This is a genomic window from Chryseobacterium sp. Marseille-Q8038 (genome assembly GCF_965111995.1).
Genome location: NZ_CBCOPN010000001.1, coordinates 1,997,141 through 2,010,848 on the forward strand (window position 1 = coordinate 1,997,141; position 13,708 = coordinate 2,010,848).

At 37.0% G+C, this 13,708-nt stretch carries 13 protein-coding genes; 4 read left to right on the top strand and 9 right to left on the bottom strand.

The window, feature by feature from the left end; translation table 11 throughout:
• Positions 1-41 precede the first annotated feature (41 nt).
• From ACWPWS_RS09265 to ACWPWS_RS09275, 3 genes are all read right to left on the bottom strand, one after another.
• On the bottom strand, positions 42-1,160 hold the full coding sequence (locus ACWPWS_RS09265; RefSeq protein ID WP_454046282.1) for an HlyD family secretion protein: 1,119 nt from the start codon (positions 1,158-1,160) through the stop codon (positions 42-44).
• 24 nt (positions 1,161-1,184) lie between these two features.
• Positions 1,185-2,495 carry a TolC family protein gene (locus ACWPWS_RS09270; RefSeq protein ID WP_047376833.1) on the bottom strand — a complete coding sequence of 437 codons (1,311 nt, stop codon included), beginning with the start codon at positions 2,493-2,495 and terminating at the stop codon, positions 1,185-1,187.
• Positions 2,496-2,584: 89 nt separating this feature from the next.
• On the bottom strand, positions 2,585-3,430 hold the full coding sequence (locus tag ACWPWS_RS09275) for a helix-turn-helix domain-containing protein (RefSeq protein ID WP_209785197.1): 846 nt from the start codon (positions 3,428-3,430) through the stop codon (positions 2,585-2,587).
• A gap of 74 nt (positions 3,431-3,504) precedes the next feature.
• On the opposite strand from ACWPWS_RS09275, the gene ACWPWS_RS09280 reads away from it, so the two are divergent.
• A complete protein-coding gene (locus ACWPWS_RS09280; RefSeq protein ID WP_454046283.1) occupies positions 3,505-3,978 on the top strand; it encodes an Mpo1 family 2-hydroxy fatty acid dioxygenase in 474 nt (157 codons plus the stop codon).
• Here ACWPWS_RS09280 and ACWPWS_RS09285 read toward each other — a convergent pair.
• Positions 3,975-5,042 carry a DUF2891 domain-containing protein gene (locus tag ACWPWS_RS09285; protein WP_454046284.1) on the bottom strand — a complete coding sequence of 356 codons (1,068 nt, stop codon included), beginning with the start codon at positions 5,040-5,042 and terminating at the stop codon, positions 3,975-3,977. The two genes, ACWPWS_RS09280 and ACWPWS_RS09285, sit on opposite strands and share 4 nt — an antisense overlap.
• A 175-nt stretch (positions 5,043-5,217) precedes the next feature.
• Between ACWPWS_RS09285 and ACWPWS_RS09290 the strand changes: the two genes are divergently transcribed.
• Complete coding sequence (locus ACWPWS_RS09290) at positions 5,218-6,111, top strand: DUF4349 domain-containing protein (RefSeq protein WP_454046285.1); 894 nt, start codon at positions 5,218-5,220, stop codon at positions 6,109-6,111.
• A 270-nt stretch (positions 6,112-6,381) separates the two neighbouring features.
• On the opposite strand, the gene ACWPWS_RS09295 is transcribed toward ACWPWS_RS09290, so the two are convergent.
• The 5 genes from ACWPWS_RS09295 to dnaA form a co-directional block, all read right to left on the bottom strand.
• Positions 6,382-8,181 carry a lytic polysaccharide monooxygenase gene (locus ACWPWS_RS09295; RefSeq protein WP_454046286.1) on the bottom strand — a complete coding sequence of 600 codons (1,800 nt, stop codon included), beginning with the start codon at positions 8,179-8,181 and terminating at the stop codon, positions 6,382-6,384.
• Positions 8,182-8,639: 458 nt separating this feature from the next.
• Positions 8,640-9,338 carry an SAM-dependent methyltransferase gene (locus ACWPWS_RS09300; protein WP_209785204.1) on the bottom strand — a complete coding sequence of 233 codons (699 nt, stop codon included), beginning with the start codon at positions 9,336-9,338 and terminating at the stop codon, positions 8,640-8,642.
• Between the two features lie 4 nt (positions 9,339-9,342).
• Complete coding sequence (locus ACWPWS_RS09305) at positions 9,343-9,843, bottom strand: nuclear transport factor 2 family protein (protein ID WP_454046287.1); 501 nt, start codon at positions 9,841-9,843, stop codon at positions 9,343-9,345.
• A 5-nt stretch (positions 9,844-9,848) separates the two neighbouring features.
• On the bottom strand, positions 9,849-10,298 hold the full coding sequence (locus ACWPWS_RS09310) for a low molecular weight protein-tyrosine-phosphatase (RefSeq protein WP_454046288.1): 450 nt from the start codon (positions 10,296-10,298) through the stop codon (positions 9,849-9,851).
• Between the two features lie 100 nt (positions 10,299-10,398).
• Positions 10,399-11,853: a chromosomal replication initiator protein DnaA gene (gene dnaA, locus ACWPWS_RS09315; RefSeq protein ID WP_047376841.1), complete on the bottom strand. Its 1,455-nt coding sequence runs from the start codon at positions 11,851-11,853 to the stop codon at positions 10,399-10,401.
• A 136-nt stretch (positions 11,854-11,989) separates the two neighbouring features.
• On the opposite strand from dnaA, the gene ACWPWS_RS09320 reads away from it, so the two are divergent.
• Positions 11,990-12,403, top strand: coding sequence for an acyl-CoA thioesterase (locus tag ACWPWS_RS09320; RefSeq protein WP_454046289.1), 414 nt, complete (start codon positions 11,990-11,992; stop codon positions 12,401-12,403).
• A 413-nt stretch (positions 12,404-12,816) separates the two neighbouring features.
• A complete protein-coding gene (gene pheA, locus ACWPWS_RS09325) occupies positions 12,817-13,665 on the top strand; it encodes a prephenate dehydratase (protein WP_454046290.1) in 849 nt (282 codons plus the stop codon).
• Positions 13,666-13,708: the final 43 nt, after the last annotated feature.

Consider the following 13,708-nt stretch of genomic DNA (forward strand, 5'->3'; position numbering starts at 1 on the left):
TTCCATACGAACATGGTCTGAAATCTGATATCTTCCGTCTTTTAGTCTTTATTAGTATTCACGTTCATATTCATTCCGGCGCTCAGTTTATCCAGATCTTCTTTTTTATTAGAAGCTGTAAACTCTATTCTCACAGGTATTCTCTGTTGTACTTTAATGAAGTTTCCGGTAGAGTTATCCGTTGGTACACTTGAATATCTTGATCCGGTAGCCGCAGAAACCGCTGTTACCACTCCTTCGAATTGTTTACCTCCTAAAGCATCTGCTGTCATGGAAATTTTTTCTCCAATTTTGATATTGGGCATCTGACTTTCCAGGAAGTTGGCCGTTACCCATTTCTGACCATTCAGTACGATGGTTGCCACCTGTTGCCCCGGCTGGATCAACTGACCTTCGGAGATGGTTCTTCTTCCCATTACTCCATCATAAGGTGCGGTGATCACCGTGTACGAAAGGTTGATTTTTGCCATATCCAAAGCAGATTTTGTTCTTTTAATTTCCGCATCATTGATTCCCAGCTTACTTTTCACTTCAGTCGTAGAAAGGTTTGCAGATTGTTTTTGGTTGACCAGAGTTTCATAAGCTGCTTTTTGAGCATCATATTCTGTTTTTACCTGATCATATTGCTGTCTTGTTACTGCCTCGGCTGATAAAAGATTTTTATATCGGTTTAAATTCTGTTCAGCATTCCATAATCTGGCTTTTGCTCCCGCAATATTAGATTGCATCACATTGATATTGTTGGAAACAGTGTTCACGGAAGAACTTGTTGCTGTTTTTTGAGCCATCGCATTCTGATATGCTGCTTCTGCCTGTCCCAGCTGGGTAAGAATTTCACGTTCGTCAAGGATGACCAGTGTATCTCCTTTTTTTACATGCTGATGTTCAATAAACTTAATTTCTTTGATATAAGCAGAAACCCTTGTATTAACAGGATTGATAAATTCTTCTACCTGTGCAGCTTCTGTATAGGTTTTGCTGCCAATATGGAAATATTCACGTATTAACCAGAATAACCCGAAACCGATCACCAAAAAGACGATGATATTGGAAATAATAGCTCTGATTTTATTGGTCTTATTTTTCTTTTTCTTGTTTTCTACAGCAGATGCTGCTTGAGTTGATGTAGTATCTTGAGTAGTTTGTCCCTTGTTTTCCATTGTGTTGATTTTCAGTGTTAAAAATTAAAGTGTTCCTGTAGATTTCAAAAGGTTGTAATACTGATACAAAACATTGATCTCAGCATTGGCATAATCGAGTTCTGACTGCAGTTTCTGGTTCTGTGCATCAATCATTTCTGCCTGTACAGCCAGTTGATTCAGATATTTGGCTTCTGTAATCTTGTAGTTTTCTTCTGCCAGTCTTTTGGAATCATTAAGAATATCTGCCTGCTGAATGGCTTCCTGATATTTTGTATAGGCTGCATTCACTCCCATATCCACATTCTGCTGTACCAGAGTCATTGCATCATTCGCCTGATTCTTTTGCAGTTCCCCTAATTTTACTTTTTCTTTCGTTTTATACAGTGTATCTATGTTATAACTCAAAGAAACCCCTGTTTGCCATCCTCCTGAATACATATCCAACACAGGATTTCTGGTTGTAATTGGTCTTTGCAGCGTATATCCTCCAAATCCAGCTAGTGTAGGCGCATTATCCGTTTTGATGATCTCAATATTTTTATCTGCAACCGCAATATTTTTTTGGGCAGACTTCAACAATGGATTGCTTTCATGGGCAAGATCTGTATAATATTCCATGCCTATTCCGGATTCTTTATTTTCCAAGCTTTCGGTAGGAACAATTTCCGTGTCAGAAGATAAACCTAAAGCAATATTTAAATTATAATTGAGGATTTTTTTATTGTTGGTAAGGGTTAAAATCCCCTGATCCAGATTTTTGATGGCTAATTCTCCACGAATCACTTCGTTTCTGGTCACCATTCCCTGCTGATAGAATTTCTGAATATTTTTAAGACGCTCCTGAGCCAGTTTCTTATTATTCTGAAATACCTCTTCCTGATTGATGATCTTATAGACATCCAGATAATTGGAAATTACTAAAAATTTCACATCCTGCTTATTTTTCTCAAGATCCAGTTCAGAAAGCTGCTCACGAAGTCCTGCCATTTCGATAGACTTATTCACCAATCCTCCCTTAAAGATCAGCTGTGTAGCCTGTACCGCATAGGAACTTCCATAATGTGGCATCGGAACATTTGTAGAATTTGAAAAATCTTTATCGATGGCAACTGCATCTCCTAGATAGAACTGGCTTGTAGAAGCCGTAATTGTAGGAAGTTTCTGAAGTTTAACAACATTCGTGTTTTGCTTTGCAATACCGATGTTCTGTGCAGACACTTTGAGCTGCTGATGGTTCTGAACAGCGAGTTCCGCTACCTCACCTGCGGTCATCTGCTTAATCTGTTGTGAAAAAAACAGCGCAGGAAAAGCTGCTATCAATACAGATAGTGCTGTTTTTATTTTCTTTGTCATTTTACCTTGTTTTACAGATGCAAAGTTAGGTCAACAACAAAATCAATCAAATGTTTGATTTCTGGAAAAAGATGTTCAAATGTAAGATTTTAGTTTTCAAACTGATGTCTGTACTGTGTAGGGCTAACCTCGAGATGCTTCTTAAAAAAGTGAGAAAACGAGTATTGATCGCTAAATCCGAGAATGGAAGAAACCTCTGAAACTGGTTTACTGGAAGAGTTTAAGAGTACCTTTGCCTCATTGATCACAATTAAAGCAATGATTTGGCTTGCAGACTTTCCTGTAATCGTCTTCACTACTGCAGAAAGATGTCTGGTTGTAATTGATTGTCGTTCGGCATAAAACTCAACAGTTCTTTCTGTAAGATGATGTTCCGAAAGATCGGTGAGAAATACAAATACAATTTCTTCCTGTCTGGACATCTGGTTCATAGAACTGTTATCTTCCTTGGAAATGATTCCTGCCATCTGATAGCAAAAAACAGAGAAAAGATGCTCTACCATTTCTTTCTTGTAAAGCATTTCCGTATCAGAATCCAGGATATATTTCAGGAAATTAACACTTTTCCAGACCACTTCCATTTCATCTTCAGGGAAAGGAACTCCTTTATTCATCTGCTGCCTGAAATACCGGTAAGTAATCAAACGGTTAAACTTCAATGACAAGGCCGAAATAAATCCTCTTTTATAAGAAACCATCCTGGATTGAAAATCGTCTGTCACAGAAACCACTTCATAAATAGTTTGCGGATCGGTTACCATAAACATATTGGCGGAAACTTCAAGATCGCTGAAATGCTGACGCAGTTTTATCGTTCCTGATTTAATAAATATAAATGCAGGATTATCAGGACGGAAAGGCTTGTCGACAGCTATTCTCTCGAAAATATTTTTTTCCGTAAAAATATCAACTCCGAATTTTTCTAGGGCAGACATAAGACAAATGTAAGCAATCTTACCAGTGATTACAAAATTTTATTATTTTAGCATTCATCCAATTTCCCTTCAGCATGAGAAAGGTCGATTTATTATTTGCCGAATACAGTAAAAGTCACAGAAATGCGACCAACAAGTTCATTCACTGGATTTGCGTACCCTTAATTTTCTGGACAATTCTAGGTTTTGCATCCCTGATTCCCTCCCCTCATTTCTGCGCTTCCTACTTCGGATGTGCCAGTATCATAAGTATTATTGCGATTATTCTGATCACCCTGTTCTATATAAGACTGTCTTTTCGGATCGCTATTGTGATGATTGTAGTAATGCTTATTATGGAGCATTTTATCTATCTCACCAATATCAATGTCGGAAGACAATCATGGATGGTTTACCTTAGTGTATTTATTATCACCTGGATTTTTCAGTTTATAGGTCATAAAATTGAAGGAAAAAAACCTTCTTTCCTTAAAGATCTGCAGTTTCTTCTGATAGGACCAATATGGCTTCTGGGCTTTATTCTGAAAAAAACAGGAATCAAATATTAATCTTCCAGAGCATATACAGCAAAACTTGCCAGCCAGTGGTCTCCTCCATAATTTCCCTGGAAAAGCAAAGGCAGTCCATTGGCAAGAAATACGTCTGCAGTTTTCCTGAAATCCTTTTTTAAGGTATGATTGGCAGGAAGAGCATTTGAAATTCCTTTCATACACCATGCTTTGGAAAAAGAGAGCCCTACCAGGTGAACCGTCTGATAATCGCTAAGATCACTTACTACAGGAATTTTTTCAACATTCTCCAGGCTTCTTTTTTCGTAAAAAGCATTCAGCCACTGTACAAATTCTTTTTGAGGGAGAACTCTTCGCATCAAATCTGCAATTTCAAGACTTGGGGAAAAGAAATCTGACCCGTCAGGTTCAAGATAAGCAGGTGTTTTCTGATCTTTTAAGAAAAAGTATTTCGCCTTTTCCATCAGCTGGTTTTCAAACTCTTTATCTTTATTGGCTCTTGCCCAATCTATGGCAAATGCCATTGCAAATGCCGTATTAGGATGAACTCCGGTTCTGTTCGGATAGGTTTGTTTTGGAAGATATGTTTTCCATGACTTCAGAATCTGATCAGTGAGCGGTTTCAGGTTTTCATGCCATATTTTAGCTTTTGGATGATCCCAGTTGGTCAGTTCTTCGTCCAGTTTTAAGATCCATGCCCAGCCGTAAGTTCTCTCAAAAGTTCCTGTAAGCTGATATTTTGTAAAGTAATCTGCTTCTGTCTGCAGTTTTTCCTTCTGAAAAGATTCATCTAAAATTTTTTCAATCTCTTTAGCACGAGAAAGATTAGGTTTTGTTTTCAAAAGTCTTGTCAGCATCCAATGTCCATGAACAGAGCTATGCCAATCAAAACACCCATAAAAACTAGGGTGAAGATCTTTGGGAGTCAGAGGAACTTCGCCAGCATTATTGATAATATGAGCTGTTTTATTTGGATATTCCTGATTGATACAGTGAAGAGGCTTGTCGGACAATTTCATGGCCATTTCGTCTGTAAGTTTTGGAGCTTCCTGGGCATACATCAGAAATGGTGAAAATACAAATGCTAAAAGACTTTTTTTCATGAATTAAAAATAGAGATAATTTATCAGTCTCAACAATTTTTCAGCCCGGTTTTAAAGCCTTCATATTATTTTTTTGATCTGTTCTTACGTTTTCTTTCATTTTATATTTTTAACAATTTTAAAATATGAACATTTTTAAGCACACTTTTTGATCATATCCACAAAAAACTAACTCATGAAAAATATTATTCTCATTTTATCAGGACTTATTCTTATCAATTGTAATAAATCAGGAGTGGCAAAACAGGAAGTTAAAGCTGATCTGATGGAAGTTATCACTGAAGATCAAGCATCTGCTGCTGTGGCTGTACCTCCACCTCCACCCCTTGCTGTTTCAGAGAAACTGCTTCCCGATGAAAAAGCATCTAACAAAGATCTGTACAACCCAAAGAAAACAGATACCATCTCCAAAAAAATCATCAAAAACGGAGATATGAAAATTCAGGTTGGTGATATTAAAAAAGCACAGAGTCAGGTCAATGAAATCATAAAGAAAAATAATGCCTATATCCAGAAAGAAGAGTTTCAAAATACGGACATGGATGATAACCTTACCCTGATCATCAGAGTTCCTCATAAAAATTTCGATGCTCTTGTCAGTTCATTTTCAGACGGAGTAGGCTCGGTTTTATCCAAAAATATTTCATCCAATGATGTCACGGAAGAGTACACTGATATATTGATAAAACTGGCCAATAAAAAAATCTATCTTGAAAAGTATCGTAATATGCTCAAAAGTGCTGCTACCACAAAGGATATGCTGGAAATTCAGGAAAATATCCGAGAGCTGGAAGATGAGATTGATGTTGCTGAAGGCAGACTTCGTTTTATTGATGACCGTGTAAATTACAGCACTTTAACGCTCAACTTATACAAAGAGAAAGTAAGAAGCTCAGCCACCTCAAAAATCGGTTTTGGAAGTCGGTTTATGGATTCTCTGACAGAAGGCTGGAACAGTTTTGTAAGCTTCCTCCTGGGACTGGTTTCGCTATGGCCGTTCTTTTTCCTTATTCCCGTTATGGTTTTCCTTTGGAGAAAATGGAAATCAGGAAAAAAAAATAAAAATTAATCTGTTAAAAATCCGGGCATCAGAGATGCCCGGATTTTCACTGCATTATCAACAATTTATACTGTTTCCAGTATAGGCTTTAATAACAAGAATAGTGCAATAATCTTGTTAAGAGCTGTTAAATATTTTTGAAAAAGAAATTGTCTCAAAAGTCAAACAATTTGTATTTTGTCATTCTGACGAAGTAAGAACTTTATTTGTAATTTGTAATATGAGATTCTTCACTCCATTTCATTCAGAATGATACTTTTGAGACCACCTTTTTGTTTATTATTTTCTGATTGTTTTAATGATACTGCGTCCATCTTTGTAAAGAATTTTCACAAAATATATTCCAGACTGAAGGCGGCTGATATTCATATTGTTCTGCCCAGGATTCATGAAAGTCATGATCTGAAGTCCGTGAGGAGTAATGACATCTACTCTGCTTATTTTACTGTAAGCGCTTTCAGGTATGAAACTGATCAGATGGTCGGATACAACTATTGAAAAACCAGATTCTTTATTGGTAAGCCCGGCAGTACAGCCTGTTCCTTCATTACAGTCACTTACCACCTTCCATACCGCATTACTTCCCGGTGATTCTCCCGGATTTGCATACCATTTGTTTTCCCAGATTTTACAGGCATGAAAAACCTTTGTTCCTGCTGTTGGATAAGCTTTTACCGGATTATATTCCTGTGCTCCACAATAGGTCACCGGACCGCCCGATTCACAGCCAGGACCTTCGGTACAAGCACTCACTTCCTCCCATACCATATTTGTTCCTGGCAGATCTCCCGGATTCGCATACCAATTATTTTTCCAGATTTTACAGGAGTAAAAAACTTTCACTCCAGCTGTAGGATATGCATTAGCAGCATTGTACTGCTCTGCTCCACAATACAACTGACCATTACCAGGTGTTACTTTCTTTGTTCTGACTTTTAATTCATTACTCATATCAGAAAGCTGATCATTCACAGCAACAGATCTTACCGTATAACGATATTCTGTATCTTGTGCCAAACCTGTCCTTGAAAAGCTTGTTTGAACAGTCTCTCCTACTTTAATCCCATTTTCAAATACATGATAATTTTTAACGCCTTGGGTATGGGTTGAGGCCATCCACATCAGGGAAACAGAATTTTCAGTAACTCCCATTGAGTGAAGATTTGATGGCGCTGTGGGTTTTTCAGGAATACCCTCACTATTCGTTTTTACACTGAGCGGAGCACTTTTCCCTGATGTAAGTCCTGAAGAACCTTTGGCCTGTATTTCATAAGTATAAACTGTATTAGCCGTTAACCCCGTATCTTCAAACTGAGCTCCATTCACTTGCTGCACACTTTGTCCGTTGCGGAACACAATGTAAGATACGGCATCTGACTGTGGTGTCCAGCTAATTTTAGCAGAGGAACCGGTAACTCCCAGCTGTGTTAACCCTGTAGGAGTGGCTGGTGCCGAAACTCCTGTTCCTGAGGTTACGTTCACATCAATAACATTATAAAATGCATTGGTAGTATCTGCTACATCCCAGACCGCTAAAATAACATGGTAGCCCGAACGATTAGCAGGAACTGCGATCTGATGAGAAACATTATCCTGTGGTGGGGTTCCATTATGCATCACTGTACCAATGAGCTCAAGATTCTGACGGGTAAGCGGTTGATTGGGATCCCAACCTTGCTTGGTCATATAATAATGCCATTTTGCCGTCGCATGATAAGCTGTATATTTCCAGATAAACGCATTTATACCGGTAGTGATATTGGTTTTCTTCCACCGGTTAGCATTTTGGATATCCAGGGTAGTATCTCCTCCTATACTTCCATTAGCGGACGCAATCTTTCCATCCGCAGGCCCAAAAGTAGGAAAGCCTTTTGGAGCTTCCAGAGAAGCGGGTTCATTAATTACAGATCCATAGATTCCAAATGCGGCAGAATAACCCAATGCAGCCTTATCCAGACTTCCCTGATATCCTCGTGAGGCAGGACTCATTACATATCCATGTGCGGATACATGAATTAAAGAAGGTACCAGTATGGCCAGCATCAGCAATACCGGAAAAAAAATTTTACGTGTCATCATATTTTAATATTTTGGTGTTGATTAGGCTGAATTGATTGTAAGCAAAACGGAACTTACATCATCAATAATTCAAAAATACAAGCGATATTTACCTGCAGCGTTAAAACAGTTCAATTATAATATGTATAATAAAAAGCCAAACTATATAAAACGACATCATGAATATTATTAATTACATTAAAATTGTAAAATTCATAATGCGTTATATTTAAATATAAAACTAGGGTATTTTACATTACAAAAATATATAAATCCCATGATATTTATCACTAATAGTTGAAATATTTTTAGTTAAAATTATTCATGAATAAATGAAAGGACAAAAAAAGTTTACAAATCCTATTTATAATATTCCAGACGATTCTAAATAAAAAGCAAAGGCCATGAAATATTCACAGCCTTTTTCTATTTTCTACTCAACAGCTCTCATACTTATTATCAAGCTACAGGAGTATAGTTTATTTCCCCAGTACAAATACCGCAGGAATTTTATGCAGTTCAGGTTTTTGTTTTTGCCAGTCTTTTATTGATTTTGTTTTGATGAACTCATGTTCCGGATCATTGATATTGGCAGCGATACAAAGCTTTGTATTCGGCGATAAAAATTTACACAGATCTTCAAAAAGCTGATTATTTCTGTACGGTGTTTCCATGAAAATCTGCGAATATCCGGTTTTCTGAACAAGCCCTTCAAGGTTCATGATCTGTTTCTTTTTCTCTCCTTTATCAATTGGAAGATAACCATGAAAAGTAAATTCCTGCCCGTTGAATCCACTGGAAATTAAAGCCAGAATAATGGATGAAGGCCCTGAAATTGGGATCACTCTGATGTTTTTCTCATGACACCATTTTACAATCAGGTTTCCGGGATCTGCAATACAAGGCAATCCGGCTTCCGACAGCAATCCGAAGTCCTGCCCTTTCATCATCAGTTCCTGAGCTTCCTTGATATCTGCATTTTCAGTGTATTTATCTAATAAAAACAACTTCAGATCGGCCTGTTTTTTTTCAGGAGCAAAAAATTTCACAACCTTTCGCGCTGTTTTCTCATTTTCCACAAAGAAATAATCTGTTTGCATGATATAATCCTTCAAAACAGGCGAAAAATGGTTGATAGAAGTATTTTCTGATAAGTAAGCAGGGAGTAAAAAAAGCATTGTATTATTTTTTAGTTCTTTCGTTAAGTGTAGGTTGAGGGAAGTATTTTGTAAGGTCCATGGAAAAAGTAACAGAAGTAATTTTCCAGGTTCCGTTGATCTTCATAAGTGTCCAGATTTCTTTTCCCCAGTTTTCCATTTTGCCACCGTACCAAAAGCTGTAATCGAAATTGGCAGAAGCAACAGCTCCATCTTCCACTATCTTAATATTGTCAAATTTTTCTTCAGATTTATCATCTTTAAAACTTTTGATAAAAGCTTTATAATCATCTGCAAAATAGTAATCAGCCTTAGGATTTTTCTCCAGACGCTTAGCCTGTGTTCGGTCTTTGTATATGCCGGTCCAAAGCACAGGTTCCTGGAATAAAGAAAGATATTTGACCTCGTCTCTGGATTTAATACATCCCATAAAGTCATCCATAACTTTAAGGATTTCTGTTTCATCTTTGGTTTGAGCGAAAGACAAACTATAGCTAAAAACAAACAGTAACAGCAGTTTCTTCATGGTTATTATTTTGATATTTGGTTTATGATTGCGTTGCATCCTTTATCCAAAAGCTGGTAAACCATTTCAAAATCTTTCATATCTCCCCAATAAGGATCCGGAACCTCAGCATTTTTGTGGTCTCCCAATACTTCTAAAAACAAAGATACTTTCTGCCGTTCTTCTTCATTTTTAGTTTTAGAAACTACATCCCCGAGTACATCAATATCCATACAATAGATTTTATCAAAGGTTTCAAAATCTTTTCTGGTGATAGGTCTTGATCTCTGTTTTGATATATCAATATCGTGATTAGCAGCAGTTTTAATGGCTCTTTTGTCAGGATGTTCTCCTTCATGCATGGAAATGGTTCCGGCTGAATCTACCGTATAATGATCCGGCAGTTTTGCTTTCATAATTCCTTCTGCCAGTGGGCTTCTGCATATATTCCCCAGACAAACCATTAATATTTTCATATTCTATGTATTTAAAAAGAGTCTTTTATCACGACAAAACTAAATAAAAAATGAAGAATAAAACTATCCTTCATTTTAATTTATTTAAGCTCAATGCTATTTATTGTTTGATTCTTTCCGTAAGATCTTTTACGTACTTCTTGATTTCTTTATCAATTTTAGAAACATCTTTGATGGTATCACAAGCATACATTACTGTAGAGTGATCTTTTCCTCCCATTTCTTCACCAATTTTGGTAAATGTAGAATTAGTGAATTCTTTCGAGAAGTACATCGCAAGCTGTCTTGGCAAAGCAATTTCTCTTTTTCTTGTTTTAGAAAGCAACTGCTCTTTTTTGATTCCGAAATAATCACATACCACTTCCTGAATGTAAGGAATATTGATGATCTTTTTCTGGTTGGCCGCAATTCTGTTGATAGTCTCCTTAAGCAATTCAAGACTAAGGTCTCTCTTGTATACTGTAGAGTAAGCGATTACCGAGTTAATTACTCCGATAAGTTCTCTTACATTGGTTTTCGTTTCCACAGCAAGGAAGTCAAGCATATCTCCCGGAAGAACAATTCCGTCTCTGCTTAATTTATCTTCGATAATCTGTCTTCTTGTGGACAGATCCGGTGATTTGATTTCTGCAGAAAGTCCCCATTTGAAACGGGAAACAATTCTGTCCTGAATATCCATAATATCTGCCGGTGCTTTATCGGAAGTAAGGATAATCTGTTTTCCATTCTGATGCAGGTGATCAAAAATATGGAAGAAACTGTCCTGAGTAGCTGATTTTCCAGACAGGAACTGAATATCATCAATAATCAGTACATCTACCATTTGATAGAAATTCGCAAACTCAGTTTGTTTATGTGCTTTGGCAGCAGAGATAAACTGCTGGATAAATTTTTCAGAAGACAGATAAAGAACTACTTTATCCGGAAACTGGTTTTTTACTTCAAGACCAACCGCTTGTCCTAAGTGTGTTTTTCCAACCCCATAACCTCCATATAAAAATAATGGGTTGAAAGCTGTTGCACCAGGTCTTTTTGCAATAGATCTTGCTACAGTTGCTGCAAATTTATTGCTTTCACCTTCTACATAACTATCAAAAGAATAGTCAGGCTTCAGGTTAGAATCTATATTTACTTTTCTAATTCCAGGAACTACAAACGGGTTTACAATATTAGCAGAAAAACCTTGTGGCATTGTTTCCTGTGTTTTCGGAGTAGGAACGCTTTGTCCCTTAATGTTCATGGTAACAGGTTTTTCTTCACCTTTTGGTCTGTTTTCCATTACAGAATACCATAATTTCACTCCTTTTCCAATATTTTTCTTCAGGGCAGCGGAAAGCAAGGACAGATAATTGTCCTCTATATATTCCTTGTAAAAATCGCTCGGTACGATCAACGTAAGGTTGTTGGCCACCAATGAAAGCGGCTGAACCTTATCGAATAGCATATCGAAAGATTTTTCAAGTTTTTTAAGGTCAGAATTGTCTTCAGCAGCGTTGAGGTTATCGCGCATAAACTGAAGGCATTTCTGCCATATCATCATTAAATTGTCATCCATTTTTTAAGCCCCGATTATTCTTTGTTTGTACTGTGTTTAGAAGGAAGACAAAGGTCCAATTTTTTCTTTTCAAAAAAAAATATTGCAGGTATTGATTATTTAAAAATATATTTGTATGTATAATTTAACACGTAAAATGATACACACAACACACTCAATACGAGTACGTTACGCGGAAACAGACCCGATGAAATATGTATACTACGGAAACTATGCAACGTACTTCGAAGTAGCGAGAGTTGAACTCTTCAGAAGCATAGGAATTTCATACGATGAAATTGAAAACCAAGGAATTTGGCTGCCCGTTTCCGACTATAAAATTAAATATATCCGCCCAGCTTTATATGATCAAAAATTAGAAATTCATACGTATGTAAAAAAAATTCCGGGTGTAAGAATTGAATTTGAATATGAAATTTACAATGAAGAGCATATTAAAATAACAGAAGCTTCCACTACTCTATTCTTTTTGGATGCAAAAACCAGCAAAGTCATCAAGTGTCCGGAATTCCTGATGGAAATGATTGAGAAGAGTTGGAAGGAGGGGTGATAGGTAGTAGATATCAGGTAGCAGGAATTAAGGATTAGGGAGATATCCTGTAAAATATTGATGGAAGGCCATTGATGTCAATGGTGAATTTTGCTTCGCAGGTGAAAGGTGAATTTTTTAATGCAATTAATATATTTATCTCTACTTAACCCATAACAAAAGAAACCAGCAACAAAAAAAACTAGCAACAAAAGAAACCAGCAACTCTCAACCCATAACAAAATAAACCAGCAACAAAAGAAACCAGCAACTCTCAACCCATAACAAAACAAACCAGCAACAAAAAAAAACTAGCAACAAAAGAAACCAGCAACTCTCAACCCATAACAAAACAAACCCGCAACACGCACTCTATTTATGAATTAATTCGCACCTTTGTACCTTTATTTTAATCATCCCTTATATTATATATTATGAAGATTGCATTTTTGGGACCTCATGCCAGTTTTACACAGCTTGCCGCTGCCCAACTATTCTCCAATGAAGAGTTATTACCACAAGCCAGTATTCTGGATTGTTTTAATGCTGTTGAAAACGGAGAAGCAGTAAAAGCGGTTGTACCTTTGGAAAACTCTATTGAAGGAACCGTATCTATGACGCTGGACTATTTATATAAGACTCCGTCTATTAAAATAGAAGCAGAAGCAGTAATGCCTATTGCTCATCACCTGATGATTCATCCGGAAAACGCCATAGAGAATATTGAAAGAATATACTCTCACCCGCAGGCGCTTGCACAGAGCTTTCATTTTCTGGATACTCACTATAAAGAGATTCCGAAACAGGATTTCTCTTCAACTGCCGCTGCCGCTAAATTTGTTTCTGAGAATCCTGACACTCCTATTGCAGCAGTAGCCAACCAGTTTGCCGCCAATTTGTATGGTTTAAAAATCATCAACCGTAATATTCAGGATTTTGAACAGAACCACACCCGATTTATCATCATTTCCAAGGAACAGAATACATATCAGAATGATCAACTGGAAACACTGGGCGAAAAATCAGGAATGCTGATCACCCTTCCTGAAGATCATCCTGGTGGACTGCATCAGGTTTTATCTGTTTTTGCGTGGAGAAAAATGAATCTCAGTAAAATTGAATCCAGAACTTTAAAGACCGGATTGGGAAATTATTTCTTCTTCATCAATGTTGAAGGTCCATGGAAAGAGGTCTTGCATGAAAACGCACTAAAAGAGCTGAAATCCCTCAATGCCAATGTTGATTTTCTTGGAAATTATAAAGAATTTCTTCTGCAGAGCTAGAAAAAAATCAATAAACCTATACAAAAAACACCGCCGTTTAGGC

Bases quoted from the DNA above. Each gene is read 5' to 3' on its own strand.
- ACWPWS_RS09290 (WP_454046285.1), top strand. From the start codon at position 5,218: ATGAAAAATATTATTCTCATTTTATCAGGACTTATTCTTATCAATTGT.
- ACWPWS_RS09265 (WP_454046282.1), bottom strand. From the start codon at position 1,160: ATGGAAAACAAGGGACAAACTACTCAAGATACTACATCAACTCAAGCA.
- ACWPWS_RS09300 (WP_209785204.1), bottom strand. From the start codon at position 9,338: ATGCTTTTTTTACTCCCTGCTTACTTATCAGAAAATACTTCTATCAAC.
- ACWPWS_RS09275 (WP_209785197.1), bottom strand. From the start codon at position 3,430: ATGTCTGCCCTAGAAAAATTCGGAGTTGATATTTTTACGGAAAAAAAT.
- ACWPWS_RS09280 (WP_454046283.1), top strand. From the start codon at position 3,505: ATGAGAAAGGTCGATTTATTATTTGCCGAATACAGTAAAAGTCACAGA.
- pheA (WP_454046290.1), top strand. From the start codon at position 12,817: ATGAAGATTGCATTTTTGGGACCTCATGCCAGTTTTACACAGCTTGCC.
- ACWPWS_RS09305 (WP_454046287.1), bottom strand. From the start codon at position 9,843: ATGAAGAAACTGCTGTTACTGTTTGTTTTTAGCTATAGTTTGTCTTTC.
- ACWPWS_RS09295 (WP_454046286.1), bottom strand. From the start codon at position 8,181: ATGATGACACGTAAAATTTTTTTTCCGGTATTGCTGATGCTGGCCATA.
- ACWPWS_RS09310 (WP_454046288.1), bottom strand. From the start codon at position 10,298: ATGAAAATATTAATGGTTTGTCTGGGGAATATATGCAGAAGCCCACTG.
- dnaA (WP_047376841.1), bottom strand. From the start codon at position 11,853: ATGGATGACAATTTAATGATGATATGGCAGAAATGCCTTCAGTTTATG.
- ACWPWS_RS09320 (WP_454046289.1), top strand. From the start codon at position 11,990: ATGATACACACAACACACTCAATACGAGTACGTTACGCGGAAACAGAC.
- ACWPWS_RS09270 (WP_047376833.1), bottom strand. From the start codon at position 2,495: ATGACAAAGAAAATAAAAACAGCACTATCTGTATTGATAGCAGCTTTT.
- ACWPWS_RS09285 (WP_454046284.1), bottom strand. From the start codon at position 5,042: ATGAAAAAAAGTCTTTTAGCATTTGTATTTTCACCATTTCTGATGTAT.